This window comes from Xylophilus sp., from assembly GCA_009914555.1.
In the GTDB taxonomy this organism is placed as follows: Bacteria; Pseudomonadota; Gammaproteobacteria; order Burkholderiales; family Burkholderiaceae_C; genus WNDY01.
Genome location: WNDY01000003.1, coordinates 42781 through 55736, shown reverse-complemented (window position 1 = coordinate 55736; position 12956 = coordinate 42781). Strand labels below are relative to the sequence as shown.

At 69.7% G+C, this 12956-nt stretch carries 13 protein-coding genes and 1 tRNA gene; 10 read left to right on the top strand and 4 right to left on the bottom strand.

Translation table 11 applies throughout. From position 1 onward, the window contains the following. Window positions 1-8: 8 nt before the first annotated feature. Both GAK38_RS03045 and mutM read right to left on the bottom strand, forming a co-directional pair. A complete protein-coding gene (locus GAK38_RS03045; protein WP_325341329.1) occupies window positions 9-1964 on the bottom strand; it encodes a dynamin family protein in 1956 nt (651 codons plus the stop codon). A gap of 122 nt (window positions 1965-2086) precedes the next feature. Continuing rightward, on the bottom strand, window positions 2087-2902 hold the full coding sequence (gene mutM, locus GAK38_RS03040) for a bifunctional DNA-formamidopyrimidine glycosylase/DNA-(apurinic or apyrimidinic site) lyase (protein ID WP_325341327.1): 816 nt from the start codon (window positions 2900-2902) through the stop codon (window positions 2087-2089). A gap of 57 nt (window positions 2903-2959) precedes the next feature. On the opposite strand from mutM, the gene GAK38_RS03035 reads away from it, so the two are divergent. The 7 genes from GAK38_RS03035 (at window position 2960) to pth (ending at window position 8698) form a co-directional block, all read left to right on the top strand. Continuing rightward, window positions 2960-4726, top strand: a complete 1767-nt coding sequence (locus tag GAK38_RS03035; protein ID WP_325341325.1) for a tetratricopeptide repeat protein — start codon at window positions 2960-2962, stop codon at window positions 4724-4726. Continuing rightward, entirely contained in the window at window positions 4723-5229 is a 507-nt protein-coding gene (locus tag GAK38_RS03030; protein ID WP_325341323.1) for an outer membrane lipoprotein LolB, read from the top strand. Before GAK38_RS03035 ends, GAK38_RS03030 begins: the two co-directional genes overlap by 4 nt. Before the next feature lie 8 nt (window positions 5230-5237). After that, a complete protein-coding gene (ispE, locus tag GAK38_RS03025; RefSeq protein ID WP_325341321.1) occupies window positions 5238-6089 on the top strand; it encodes a 4-(cytidine 5'-diphospho)-2-C-methyl-D-erythritol kinase in 852 nt (283 codons plus the stop codon). Window positions 6090-6129: 40 nt separating this feature from the next. Next, a tRNA-Gln gene (locus GAK38_RS03020) sits at window positions 6130-6206 on the top strand. A gap of 60 nt (window positions 6207-6266) precedes the next feature. Further along, window positions 6267-7241: a ribose-phosphate pyrophosphokinase gene (locus tag GAK38_RS03015; protein ID WP_325341319.1), complete on the top strand. Its 975-nt coding sequence runs from the start codon at window positions 6267-6269 to the stop codon at window positions 7239-7241. A 101-nt stretch (window positions 7242-7342) separates the two neighbouring features. After that, window positions 7343-7981, top strand: coding sequence for a 50S ribosomal protein L25/general stress protein Ctc (locus GAK38_RS03010; RefSeq protein ID WP_325341317.1), 639 nt, complete (start codon window positions 7343-7345; stop codon window positions 7979-7981). Window positions 7982-8059: 78 nt separating this feature from the next. After that, on the top strand, window positions 8060-8698 hold the full coding sequence (gene pth, locus GAK38_RS03005) for an aminoacyl-tRNA hydrolase (RefSeq protein WP_325341315.1): 639 nt from the start codon (window positions 8060-8062) through the stop codon (window positions 8696-8698). On the opposite strand, the gene GAK38_RS03000 is transcribed toward pth, so the two are convergent. After that, on the bottom strand, window positions 8667-8942 hold the full coding sequence (locus tag GAK38_RS03000) for a YfhL family 4Fe-4S dicluster ferredoxin (RefSeq protein WP_325341313.1): 276 nt from the start codon (window positions 8940-8942) through the stop codon (window positions 8667-8669). The two genes, pth and GAK38_RS03000, sit on opposite strands and share 32 nt — an antisense overlap. 126 nt (window positions 8943-9068) lie before the next feature. Here GAK38_RS03000 and GAK38_RS02995 point away from each other — a divergent pair, with 126 nt between their 5' ends. From GAK38_RS02995 to GAK38_RS02985, 3 genes are all read left to right on the top strand, one after another. After that, window positions 9069-10013 carry an ABC transporter permease gene (locus tag GAK38_RS02995; protein ID WP_325341311.1) on the top strand — a complete coding sequence of 315 codons (945 nt, stop codon included), beginning with the start codon at window positions 9069-9071 and terminating at the stop codon, window positions 10011-10013. Next, window positions 10010-10846, top strand: coding sequence for an ABC transporter permease (locus tag GAK38_RS02990; RefSeq protein ID WP_325341309.1), 837 nt, complete (start codon window positions 10010-10012; stop codon window positions 10844-10846). The genes GAK38_RS02995 and GAK38_RS02990 overlap by 4 nt, the downstream gene beginning before the upstream one ends. Window positions 10847-11008: 162 nt before the next feature. Continuing rightward, entirely contained in the window at window positions 11009-12490 is a 1482-nt protein-coding gene (locus tag GAK38_RS02985; protein WP_325341307.1) for an ABC transporter substrate-binding protein, read from the top strand. Here GAK38_RS02985 and GAK38_RS02980 read toward each other — a convergent pair. After that, a complete protein-coding gene (locus GAK38_RS02980; RefSeq protein WP_325341305.1) occupies window positions 12379-12816 on the bottom strand; it encodes a hypothetical protein in 438 nt (145 codons plus the stop codon). The two genes, GAK38_RS02985 and GAK38_RS02980, sit on opposite strands and share 112 nt — an antisense overlap. Window positions 12817-12956 lie beyond the last annotated feature (140 nt).

Here is a 12956-nt window from a genome sequence, read left to right as displayed (position 1 = left end):
CACGGCGCTCACGCCGCGGCCGCCGTCCTGGCGGGCGCGGCAGGCTCCTCCAGCAGATGGCCGGTCAGCTCCTGCAGGCGCGCGTCGAGCAGCGCGATCACGTCTTCGCTGGCCTCGATCTCGCGGATGCGCTCCTCCAGCCCGTCGGCCGCCTGCTGGATGCGGTCCACCGCCTCGATGCGGCGCACGAAGCTGCGGCGCCGCTCGCGCAGCTGCGCGTCGAGCTGGGCCGTGGCCGACTTGCTCCACAGCTCCAGTTCGTTGGCGGCCGACTCGAACACCGTGCGCAGCCGCGTGGCCAGTGCGCGCACCAGACGCGCGGCGAACTCGGGCTGCGCCAGCTTGAGCGCGTTGGACACGCCCAGGTACTGCAGATGGCCCTGCTCGATGCCGTCGAGCTCCTTGCCGAAGCGCGACAGGTCGGGCGCGCTGGGCGCCTGCAGCGAGAAGCCGTATTCGGCATTGAGCTGGCGGAAGGTGCCCGAGAGCATCTCGTACAGCTCGTCGGCCGCGGTGCGGGTGCGGCCCAGCGTGGCACGCAGCCGCACGAAGGTGTCCTGGTAGACCTGGCGCACACCGAGCTTGATGAGGCCGCGCTCCTGCAGCCGGCCGGTCAGCTCGCCCATCTCGGCCTTGAGCGCCGTGCCGCCGAGCTGCTGGAAGGCCTCGCGCAGCAGCTTGAGGTGCACCGCACGCACGGCCTGGATCTTGGAAGTGCTCTGGTCGAACTCGCGCTGCTCCTGCTCGATGCGCCCGCGCATCGATTCGATCACCGCGGTGTTCTTGCCGCGCAGGCTGCGCAGCTCCAGCATCTGCTCGTCGAGGTCGCGCCGGCGGATGTTGAGCAGGCGCGTGGTCTCGGTGCGCAGGCTGGCGATGCCTGTGGCCACGGCCGCGCGCAGGATGGCCTGGCGCTGGCCGAGGATGCCGCGGCCCAGCACCTCCTCCAGCTGCGGCAGGCGGCTGGCGTCGAGCAGCGCCGCGTTGCCGGCGATCTTGGCGGCCAGGCCCTTCTGGGCCGACACCGGCAGCACCTGGGCTGGAGGCACGCCGAGCATTTCGGCCGATGTCCTGCGCTGGCGCTCCACCTGGGCCTGCACTTGGGCGCCGGAGCTGAGCACATCCCAGAGCGTATCGATCTTGTTGAGTACCACGAGGCGCGCCTCGGTGTGGCCGGGCGGCACCACAAGGTGTTCGCGCCAGATCGCCAGGTCGGAGCGGGTCACGCCGGTGTCCGCCCCCAGGATGAAGACCACCGCATGGGCCTGCGGGATCAGGTTGACCGTCAGCTCCGGCTCGGCGCCCACGGCGTTGAGCCCGGGCGTATCGAGGATGACCAGGCCCTGCCGCAGCAGCGGATGGGCGATGTTGATGAGCGCGTGGCGCCAGGCCGGCACCTCCACCAGGCCCTCGGCATCGGCCAGCGGGTTGTCCTCGGGAATGTCGTCGTGCCAGAAGCCGAGAGCGCGCGCCACGTCCTGGGTCACGCGGCGCACCTCGGCCACCTTGGCAATCGCGCCGGCCAGCTGGGCGGCGTCGTTCACGTCGAGCGCTATCTCGGTCCAGGCCGCGGGATTGAGCCGCCATTCGGCCAGGCCCTGCGGCTGCAGGCGGGTGTCGATCGGCAGCAGGCGCAGGCTCGGCGGCAGCGCGGCGTCGTAGCCCAGCTCGGTCGGGCACATGGTCGTGCGCCCGGCCGCGGCCGGCATGATGCGCCGGCCGTAGCCCGCGAAGAAGATGGCGTTGATCAGCTCGGACTTGCCGCGCGAGAACTCGGCGACGAAGGCGACGCGGACCAGGTCGGAACGCACCTGTTCCTCAAGCCGGCGCAGCCGCTCCTGCACCGCCGCGTCGAGCAGCTCGTGGCTCTCCATCCACTCGGCCAGCCGCTTCAGGCGCAAGGCGAATTCGCGGCGCCATGCGCCGTGCTGATCGAATTTCTCGTTGAAGGAAGGTGGAGCCACAGTCGGAGTGCGCGCGGGTCGAGGGGCGGTGGAGAGAGGCCGACTGACTACATAGCACTCGGTTACGGTGCTCTACGACGGCTTGCGCAGCAAGTTACACACACGAATGCCGGGTGCCCGCGCTAGGTCTGGCACTGCGGACAGTAGAAGGTCGCCCGCTGGCCCTGCCGCAGCATGCGCACCGGCGTGCCGCAGACGCGGCACGGCAGGCCGGCGCGGCCATAGACGTTGGCCTCCAGCTGGAAGTAGCCCGACTCGCCGCCCGGCCCGGCGAAGTCGCGCAGTGTGCTGCCGCCCCGGGCCACGGCGCGCGCCAGCACGTTCCGGATCGCCGCGTGCAGCTTCATTGCCCGGCCCGCGCCGATGCGCGAGGCCCTGGTGGTCGGCCGGATGCCCGCGAGGAACAGCGCCTCCGACGCATAGATGTTGCCCACGCCGACCACCAGGTCGCCCGCGAGCAGCACCTGCTTGATCGGCGCGCCGCGCCTGCGCAAGCCCGCGTGGAAGGCGGCCGCATCGAACGCATCGGTCAGCGGCTCGACGCCCAGGCCCGCCAGCAGCCTGCGGGCGACCGGGTCGTCCTCGTACGCGGCATGGACCACCGCGCCGAAGCGGCGCGGGTCGTGCAGCCGCAGACCGCCGCGCGTGGTCGCGAGGTCGAAGTGGTCGTGCGCGCCTGGATCGGGCAAGGGGCCGTCGCCGAAATTCAGGCTGCCAGACATGCCCAGGTGCAGCAGCAACAGGCCCTCGTCCAGGTCCATCAGCAGGTACTTGCCGCGCCGCCGCAGCCGCAGCACGGTGCGGCCGATCAGCGATGCGGGCTCCACGCCGAGCGGCCAGCGCAGCGGCTTGCCCAGGCGCACGCCCTCGATGCGCGCCCCGGCGATGCGGTCGGCCAGGCCGAGGCGGGTGACTTCGATTTCCGGCAGTTCGGGCATGGTGCGGCAGCAGGGGGAAACACGTTATTTACCTGGCTGGACTATTATGGTTCGATGATGAAAACCCACCGTCTTGCCGCACTGGCCCTCGCCATCGCGGCACTGGCAGCCGGCGGCGCCGGCGCTGCCACGGTTCCGCAGCACAAGACCACGCCAGCCGCACCGCAGCGGGACGACCAGGCCTCCGCGACCGCGGCGCGCGACGCCGAACTGTTCTACGAAGTCTTCCTCGGCGAGCTCACCACCGGCGGCGGCGATCCGGGATCGGGCTATGCCCTCATCCTCGACGCCGCGCGAAAGTCCAACGACCCGCAGCTCTACCAGCGCGCCGTCGAGATCGCCTGGCAGGCGCATTCCGGCGAGCCCGCCCTGGCCGCGGCCCAGGCCTGGCGGAACGCCGAGCCCGCGTCGCGCGAGGCCAACCGGGCGCTGCTGCAAGTGCTGGTCGCGCTCAACCGCATCGCCGAATCCGCCGAGCCGCTCAAGCGCGAACTGGCGGCCACGCCGGTGGTCAACAAACCGGCCACGCTGGCCGCCATTCCCCAGCTCTACGCCCGCGCGCCTGACAATAAGCTGGCCGCCGGCATCGTCGAGCAGGCCATCGCCGCCGACTTGGCAAGCCCCGTTACCGGCCCTGCGGCCTGGACCACGGTCGGTCGCATGCGGCTGGCTGCGGGCGACGCCGCCGGTGCCCTGGAGGCCGCCAACCGCGCCCAGGCACTGGAGCCGGCCTTCGAAGGCCCGGCGATGCTCGGCCTCGAACTGCTCGAAGCCGGCAACAAGGACGGCGACGCGCTCGTGGCCCGCTACCTGCAAGGCAAGCCGCTGCCGGAACTGCGCCTGGCCTATGCGCGTGTGCTGATCGACATCGGCCGCTATCCCGAGGCCACGCAGCAGCTGCAGGTGGTCACCGCCGAGAAGCCGGACAACGCCGAGGCCTGGCTGGTCCAGGGCACGCTGCAGGCCCAGAACAACGATGTGGCCGCGGCCGAGGCATCGCTCCAGCGCTACATCGCGCTGGCCCAGGCCGGCGGCGCCAACCAGGCCACGCGCGACCGCGGCCTGCAGCAGGCTTACCTGCTGATGGCGCAGCTGGCCGAGAAGCGCCGCGACTTCGCCGCAGCCGAAGGCTGGCTGGCCCGCATCGACAATGCCGAGGAGCTGTTCGCGGCCCAGACACGACGCGCGTCCATCCTCGCGAGCCAGGGCCGGCTGCCCGAGGCGCGCGAGCTGATCCGCAAGCTGCCCGCGCGCAACCAGGCCGAGCAGCGCATGAAGCTGACCGCCGAGGTACAGCTGCTGCGCGACGCCAAGGACTACCAGGGCGCCTACGCGCTGCTGGAAAAGGCCGCGCAGCAGTCGCCCGACGATGCCGACCTGCTCTACGACCAGGCCATGCTGGCCGAGAAGCTCGGCAACCTCGGCAAGATGGAGGAGCTGCTGCGCACGCTGATCGCCCGCAGGCCCGACTACCACCATGCCTACAACGCGCTCGGCTACTCCCTCGCCGATCGCGGCCAGCGCCTGCCCGAGGCCCGCGAGCTGATCAGGAAGGCGCTCGAATACGCGCCGGGCGACCCGTTCATCAGCGACAGCCTGGGCTGGGTCGAGTTCCGCCTCGGCAACCTGCCGGAGGCCCTGCGCATCCTGGGCGAGGCCTACAAGGCCCGGCCCGATCCCGAGATCGGCGCCCACTACGGCGAAGTGCTGTGGACCGCCGGCCAGCGGGACGAAGCGACGAAGGTCTGGCGCGAGGCCCAGCAGCAGGACGCCGCGAACGAGACGCTGCAGTCCACCCTCAGGCGCCTCAAGGTGAAGCTGTGAGCGGCGCGGCTCGCGTGCCGCGCCGGCTGCTGCTCTGCGGCCTGGGCGCGCTGCTGCTCGCCGGCTGCGCTCAGCAGCCGCCGCGCATCGCAGCCGCGTCGCACGGCGGCGCGCGCTGGAGCGGCCGGCTGGCCCTGCAGGTCGAAGACGCGCAATCGCAGTCCTTCTCGGCCACGTTCGACCTGCGCGGCTCGCCCGAGCGCGGCGAACTGAGCTTCTTCACGCCGCTGGGCAGCACCGTCGCCCGGCTGGAATGGGCGCCGGACGCCGCCACGCTGCATACCGACGACGGTGCGCGCAGCTTCGAATCGCTCGACGCGCTGGTGCGCCACGTGACCGGCACGCCGCTGCCGGTGCCGGCCCTGTTCCGCTGGCTCGATGGTCAGCAGGCCGTCGTGCCGGGCTGGCGCGCCGACCTGAGCCAAGCCGGCACCGGCCGGCTCACGGCCTACCGAGAAGACCCGCTGCCGCCGGCCGTGCTGCGCGTCGTGCTCGACCGCTAAGCCCCGCCATGCGGGCCCTCTACGACGTGCCGGCGCCGGCCAAGCTCAACCTGTTCCTGCACGTCACCGGCCGGCGGCCCGACGGCTACCACACGCTGCAGTCGGCCTTCATGCTGATCGACTGGTGCGACATCCTGCATTTCGAGCGCCGCGGCGGCGGCGCGCTGAGCCGCGAGGACATCGGCACGCCGCTGCCACCCGACGACCTGGTCCTGCGCGCCGCCCGGGCGCTGCAGCAGGCCACAGGCTGCGGCCAGGGCGCGCACATCGCGGTGGACAAGCGCATCCCGTCGCAGGCCGGCATGGGTGGCGGCTCGTCCGACGCGGCGGCCTGCCTGCTCGCGCTCAACCGGCTCTGGCGGCTCGACCTGCCGCTGGCCCGGCTGCTGGAGATCGGCTTGGCGCTGGGCGCCGACGTACCCTTCTTCCTGCGCGGACGCAATGCCTGGGTCGAAGGCATCGGCGAGGCGATCACGCCGCTGGAGCTTCCTGCGGCGCGTTTCATCGTCGCCAAGCCGCCGGCGGGGGTCGGCACCGCGGAAATTTTTTCGTCGAATCTGCTTCGACGGGATAATTCCATGTCTATAATCGAAGGCTTCGCTGAATCGCTGAAACATAACGGTTTCAGCTACGGCCGAAACGATTTGCAGCCTGTTGCACGCATCCTCTGCCCCGATGTGGACCAAGCCATTCATTGGCTAGAATCGCAGGGGCTGCAGGCAAGGATGACAGGATCCGGCAGTGCAGTATTTGCGCATCTGCCGCAGCGGTCGCAGCTGCTCCAGGCCCCGCAGGGCTGGCAGGTTCGGCAGTGCAGCAATCTGGCTGTCCATCCCCTGGCGGGATGGGTGAGCGGATAAAGTTCGAGGTGGGTGTCTGAACGCAGGCATCGACCTGTGTAGGGGAGTCGCCAAGTTGGTTAAGGCACCGGATTTTGATTCCGGCATGCGAAGGTTCGAATCCTTCTTCCCCTGCCAAATACGCTTGCCACGTACAGGCAGACGCTCAAGGCAATCCACACAGCTCGCTGGGGCTCTATGCAGCAGGTTCAACACCCCGATTTCCTCGTCTTCACCGGCAATGCCAATCCGGCCCTTGCCTCGGAGATCGCCCAGCACCTGGGCACGACGCTCGGCTCCGCCAACGTGGGCCGCTTCTCCGACGGAGAAGTGACGGTCGAGATCACCCAGAACGTCCGTGCCCGCGACGTCTTCGTGGTGCAGTCGACCTGCGCGCCGACCAACGAGAACCTGATGGAACTGCTGATCATGGTCGACGCGCTCAAGCGTTCGTCGGCCGAGCGCATCAGCGCCGTGATCCCCTACTTCGGCTACGCCCGCCAGGACCGCCGCGTGCGCTCCACCCGCGTGCCGATCACGGCCAAGGTCGTCGCCAACCTGCTGCAGACCGTGGGCGTGGCCCGCGTGCTGACCATGGACCTGCACGCCGACCAGATCCAGGGCTTCTTCGACATCCCGGTCGACAACATCTACGCATCGCCCGTCCTGCTGGGCGACCTGCGCCAGAAGAACTACGACGACCTGATCGTCGTGTCGCCCGACGTCGGCGGCGTGGTGCGCGCCCGGGCGCTGGCCAAGCAGCTGGGCACCGACCTGGCGATCATCGACAAGCGCCGCCCGAAGGCCAACGAGTCCGAGGTAATGCACGTCATCGGCGAGATCGACGGCCGCAACTGCGTGATCATGGACGACATGATCGACACCGCCGGCACGCTCGTGAAGGCGGCCGAAGTGCTCAAGGAGCGCGGCGCCAGGAAGGTCTATGCGTACTGTACGCACCCGATCTTCTCGGGCCCGGCCATCGGCCGCATCGAGGGTTCGGCGCTCGACGAAGTCGTCGTCACCAACACTATCCCGCTGAACGACAACGCGCAGGGCTGCAGCAAGATCCGCCAGCTCAGCGTCGCGCCGCTCATCGCGGAAACCATTCAGCGCATCGCCCGCGGCGATTCGGTGATGAGTCTGTTCTCCGACCAGAACAACCTGTTCTAAGCAGCAGCGTTCGCGTCGAAGGACGAGCCGGGCCCTCCGCCGGAGGGCCTTTTTCAACCCGGAGCCGCACTGGTCGCGGTCGGCTCCACCAGGAGTTCAACATGACTGTTTCCATCGTCGCATTCGATCGCGGCACGCAAGGTACGGGTGCGAGCCGCCGTCTGCGCAACGCCGGCAAGACCCCCGGCATCATCTACGGCGGCTCCGCCGAGCCCCAGCGCATCGAACTGGACCACAACACACTGTGGCACGCCCTGAAGAAGGAAGTGTTCCACTCCAGCGTGCTCGACCTGACCGTCGGCGAGACGACCACCAAGGTCGTGCTGCGCGACGTGCAGTACCACCCGTACAAGCAGCAGATCCAGCACGTGGACTTCCAGCGCGTGGATGCCCGCACCCGCCTGACCGTGAAGGTGCCCCTGCACTTCAAGGGCGAGGAAGAGTCCGACGCCGTCAAGCTCGATCACAACCTGGTCAACCACACCCTGACCGAGCTGGAAATCAGCGTGTTCCCGGCCGAACTGCCCGAATTCATCGAAGTCGACCTGTCGGGTCTGAAGAACGGTGGCACCGTGCATGTCAACGACCTCAAGTTGCCCAAGGGCGCGAAGTGGGTCAGCCATGGCAAGGTGAACCCGGTGGTGGCCTCGGCCGTCGCGCCGGCTGCCGAAGAGCCGGCGCCGGAAGCGGCTGCCGCTCCGGCTGCCGAGCCCGCCAAGGGCAAGGGCAAGAAGAAGTAATTCTTCGCTCCCGCCGGTTCGAACGGCCCGCCCTGCGCGGGCCGTTTTTCATGGGAGAAGCGCACGGATAATCGCCCGATGATCAAACTGTTCGTGGGCCTCGGCAATCCGGGGCCGGAGTACGAAGGCACGCGCCACAACGCCGGCTTCTGGTGGATCGACGCACTGGCCCGCCAGTTCAAGCTGAACCTGGTGCACGACCGCGGCTACCACGGTTTGACGGCCCGCGCCAGTGTCGACGGCCACACCGTCTGGCTGCTGGAGCCGCAGACCTTCATGAACCTGTCGGGCAAGTCGGTCGCGGCGCTGGCCCGCTTCTACAAGATCGCGCCCGGAGAGATCCTCGTCGTGCACGACGAGCTCGACGTGGTGCCGGGCGAGGCCAAGCTCAAGCGCGGCGGCGGCCATGCGGGCCACAACGGCCTGCGCGACATCCATGCCCAGCTCGGCACGGCCGACTACTGGCGGCTGCGCCTGGGCATCGGCCACCCGGGCGTGAAGTCCGAAGTGCTGAACTGGGTGCTCAGGAAGCCCTCGCCCGACCACCGCATCGGCATCGAGCAGGCGATCGACCGCACGCTGAAGGCCGTGCCGGCGCTGATCGCCGGCGACATGGACAAGGCCACGCAGCAGATCCACACGAGCAAGCCGCCGCGGCCCAAGCCGGCGGCCGCGCAGGCCGCTCCTACGGGGCAGGAGCCGCCTGCTGCTCCTTGAGCCGCCGCAGGCGCTCGAAGCGCTGCCACAGCGTCTCGCGGCTCTCGACGCATTCCGGGTTGACCGGGATGCAGGCCACGGGGCAGATCTGCACACACTGCGGCTCGTCGAAGTGGCCCACGCATTCGGTGCAGCGGTGCGGATCGATCTCGTAGATCAGCTCGCCCGGGTGGATCGCGTCGTTCGGGCACTCGGGCTCGCAGACGTCGCAGTTGATGCACTCCTCGGTGATCATCAGCGCCATGCGGGCATCTCCCGGACGGCAGGGATGGACGATGGACGGCGGCACGGCATGGGCCTGATTATCCCGCTGCGGACAAGACCCCGGCCGCCCCGCCGATAATGCGGCGCCCCCGCCCTTCGCCCACGCATGAGCCGCTTTCTCGTCCAACGCTGCGCCCTGCTGCTTGTCACGCTTGCGGCCGCGTCGCTGGTCGTGTTCGTCGTGTTGGACATCCTGCCGGGCAATGCCGCGCAGGTGATGATGGGCCCCGACGCCTCGCCCGAAGCCGTGGCCGCGCTGGCCCAGGAGCTGGGCCTGGATCGTCCCGCGCCCGTGCGCTACGGCCAGTGGATCGCCGGCCTGCTCCAGGGCGACATGGGCGAGAGTCACGCCTACGGCACACCGGTGGCTGGGCTGATCGCCGAGCGCCTGGCGCTCACCGTGCCGCTGGCGCTGCTCGCCATGCTGCTGACCGCCGTGCTGGCGCTGGCCGCCGGCATCTTCGCCGCCTCCCGGCACAACCGCGCGGGCGACGTCGGCATGATGGCGCTGGCGCAGATCGGCATCGCGGTGCCGAACTTCTGGTTCGCCATCCTGCTGATCCTGCTGTTCTCGGTGAAGCTGCAATGGTTCTCGGCCGGCGGCTTTCCGGGCTGGGCCGACGATCCGCTGGGCTCGCTGAAAAGCCTGCTGCTGCCGGCCCTGTCGCTGGCCGCGGTGCAGGCGGCGATCCTGGCGCGCATCACCCGCTCGGCCGTGCTGGAGGTGCTGCGCGAGGACTTCGTGCGCACCGCGCGGGCCAAGGGCCTGTCGGAGCGCGCCGTCCTCTGGCGCCATGCGCTGCGCAGCGCGCTGATCCCGGTGGTGACGGTGATGGCGCTGCAGTTCGCCAACCTGCTCGCGGGCACCATCGTGGTGGAGAACGTGTTCTACCTGCCGGGGCTCGGCCGGCTGGTGTTCCAGTCGATCGCCAACCGCGACCTGATCGTGGTGCGCAACTGCGTGATGCTGCTGGCCGGCATGGTCGTCGTCATGAACTTCGTCGTGGACGTGCTCTACGCCTGGATCGATCCCCGGGTGAAGCAGCGATGATCGCTTTTCTCCGCCGCGCCCTCGGCCACCGCAGCTTCGCCCTCGGCGGCGCGCTCACGCTGCTGCTGATCGCCGCCGCCCTGCTGTCGCTGGTCTGGACGCCCTGGCCGCCCTACGAGATCGTGCTCGACGACAAGCTGCTGCCGCCCTCGGCCGCGCACTGGCTCGGCACCGACGCGTTCGGGCGCGACGTGGCCTCACTGCTGCTCGTGGGCGCGCGCAATTCCATCCTGGTCGGCGTGATCGCCGTGTCGATCAGCCTGACCGCAGGCACCGCCATCGGCCTGCTGGCCGCGGCGCGGCGCGGCTGGGTGGAGGAACTGGTCCTGCGCGCGGCCGACTTCGCCATCGCGTTCCCAGCGATCCTGCTGGCGATCATGATGGCCGCGGTCTTCGGCCCCGGCATCGTCAACGCCATCATCGCGATCGGCATCGCGGCGATACCCAGCTTCATCCGCATCGCGCGCGCCTCGGCGCGGGCGGTCTGGGCGCGCGAGTTCATCCTGGCTGCGCGCGCGGCCGGCCGTGGCGGCTGGGCCATCACCTTCGTACACGTGCTGCCCAACATCGCGCCGATCCTCATCGTGCAGGGCACGATCCAGTTCGCAGGCGCGATCCTGGCCGAGGCGGCGCTGTCGTACCTGGGCCTGGGCACGCAGCCGCCCGATGCGTCCTGGGGCCGCATGCTCAGCGAGGCGCAGACGCTGCTGTTTCGCGCGCCGCTGCTGGCGGTGTTCCCCGGCGTGGCAATCGCGCTCGCGGTGCTCGGGCTCAACCTGCTGGGCGACGGGTTGCGCGACCTGCTCGATCCGCGGCTTGCGCGTCGGCGGTGACGGATACCCCCACCCCTTAGATCGCCGAGCGCAGGAATAACAAACGCTTTAGACGCATACTCCTGCACTTCATCCGAAAAGGTAATAAGCAAGCGCTTGCGTCCCGGGTCTTCGTCGGGCATGCTGCCCACTGCTTTTTCCGACCGCCCGAAGGACGATCCCGTGCCCACCCGCCGTACCGTGTTGGCCAGCCCGCTGCTGGCCGCCACTCTGCCCGCGTTCGCGCAGAGCCGCAAATCCGCCCTCACTGTCGCGCTGTCGCTGGAGCCGACCACGCTCGATCCGACGGCCAAGGCCGGTGCCGAGATTTCCGAGGTCGTGCTCTACAACATCTTCGAGACGCTCACCAAGGTCAACGGCGACGGCAGCGTCACGCCGCTGCTGGCGCAGAGCTGGGAAGTCTCGCCCGATCTGCGCACCGTCACCTTCCGCCTGCGCCCCGGCGTGACGTTCCACAACGGCCAGCCGTTCGACGCGAAGGCGGTGCAGTTCTCGTTCGACCGGGCCAAGGTCGACAGGAGCACCAACAAGGACCGGCGCTTCTTCGCCAACCTCACGACGCGGGTGGTGGACGACCTCACGGTCGTCGTCATCAACAAGGAGATCGATCCGGACCTGCTGTTCCAGCTCGGCGAGGCCTCGGCCGTGATCGTCGAGCCGGCCAGCGTGGCCACGAACGGCACGAAACCCGTGGGCACCGGACCTTACCGGCTCGACGGCTGGAGCCGCGGCTCGGCCATCACGCTCACGCGCTGGGGCGGCTACCGCAGCCCGCTGCCGCAGGCGATACCGCGCGTGACGTTCCGCTTCATCTCCGAGCCGGCCGCGCAGGTGGCGGCGCTGCTGGCCGGCGACGTGGACCTGTTCCCGCATGCGGCCGTCTCGCGCAGCCTCGACCAGTTCCAGCGCGACAGGCGCTTCCAGATCCTGTTCAACGCCTCGCCCGGCAAGGCCATCCTGGCGATCAACCACCGCAACAAGCCGCTGGACGACGTGCGCGTGCGCCGCGCGATCGCGGCCGCGATCGACCGCAGGGCCATCATCAGCGCAGCCGCCGACGGCCGCGGCGTGCCGATCGGCAGCCACTACGTGCCCGGCGCCTTCGGCTACATCGACACCACCGGCATCAACCCCTACGACCCCGAGAAGGCCATGCGGCTGCTGGCCGAGGCGGGCGTGAAGGCACCGCTGGAGCTGAGCCTGGTGCTGCCGCCGCCCTCCTATGCGCGCCAGGGCGGCGAGGTGATCGCCGCGCAGCTGGCCAAGGTCGGCATCATCGCAAAGATCCAGAACGTCGAGTGGGCGCAGTGGATCGGCAACGTCTACGGCAAGCACAACTTCGACCTGTCGCTGATCCTGCACGTCGAGCCGTTCGACCTGGTCAACTACACCCGGCCCGACTACTACTGGGGCTACCAGTCGCCGAAGTTCAACGAGCTGTTCGCCAGGGTGCGCAACAGCGCGCGCCCGGCCGACCGCGCCCGCTGGCTCGGCGAGGCCCAGCGCCTGCTGGCCGAGGACGCAGCCAACGTCTACCTGTTCCAGCCGCAATTCATCACCGTGGCCCGCAGGGAGCTGCGCGGCCTGTGGAAGGACGCACCGATCTTCGCCAACGACCTCGCAGCCCTGTCCTGGGCCGGCTGAAAAACCGCGGCGGCGCGCCATCCGCGTAGACTGCGGCCGTTTGTCCAACGCTTCCATCCACCATGACCTTTGACCCCCGTACCGTCGTCGCCGCCGTGCAGCAGGCCGGAGAAGCCGTCTATGGCGCGCTCGATGTCGTGCGCCGTGCGCGCGAGGCCCAGCAGGCCGCCCTGCTCGACGGCCTTCAGACCAACCCGTTCCACCCGGCCGCCGAATCCGCCTTCCAGGACCTGAAGACGCTGAGCCGGCTGGCGTTGCAGCTCGACCAGGTCGAGCAGGAACTGCGCGGCCACTTCGCGGCTGCCGGCACGCTCGGCAACGGGCACGGCGGGCAGCTGCTCGACGCGGCCGCCCCGCCGGCGCGCGCGCCGCTCGCGCTGACCGCGCCCGACGCCGCGGCACACCGGCCGCGCGCCGGCCCGCCGCGAGCGCGACCCGGGTCATCCACCGACCCGGGAACAACGCG

What these genes read in the sequence shown, in the direction of transcription:
- pth (WP_325341315.1), top strand. Translation starts at nt 8,060, where the DNA reads ATGATCAAACTGTTCGTGGGCCTCGGCAATCCGGGGCCGGAGTACGAA.
- ispE (WP_325341321.1), top strand. Translation starts at nt 5,238, where the DNA reads ATGCGGGCCCTCTACGACGTGCCGGCGCCGGCCAAGCTCAACCTGTTC.
- GAK38_RS03015 (WP_325341319.1), top strand. Translation starts at nt 6,267, where the DNA reads ATGCAGCAGGTTCAACACCCCGATTTCCTCGTCTTCACCGGCAATGCC.
- GAK38_RS03035 (WP_325341325.1), top strand. Translation starts at nt 2,960, where the DNA reads ATGAAAACCCACCGTCTTGCCGCACTGGCCCTCGCCATCGCGGCACTG.
- GAK38_RS02995 (WP_325341311.1), top strand. Translation starts at nt 9,069, where the DNA reads ATGAGCCGCTTTCTCGTCCAACGCTGCGCCCTGCTGCTTGTCACGCTT.
- GAK38_RS03000 (WP_325341313.1), bottom strand. Translation starts at nt 8,942, where the DNA reads ATGGCGCTGATGATCACCGAGGAGTGCATCAACTGCGACGTCTGCGAG.
- mutM (WP_325341327.1), bottom strand. Translation starts at nt 2,902, where the DNA reads ATGCCCGAACTGCCGGAAATCGAAGTCACCCGCCTCGGCCTGGCCGAC.
- GAK38_RS03010 (WP_325341317.1), top strand. Translation starts at nt 7,343, where the DNA reads ATGACTGTTTCCATCGTCGCATTCGATCGCGGCACGCAAGGTACGGGT.
- GAK38_RS02990 (WP_325341309.1), top strand. Translation starts at nt 10,010, where the DNA reads ATGATCGCTTTTCTCCGCCGCGCCCTCGGCCACCGCAGCTTCGCCCTC.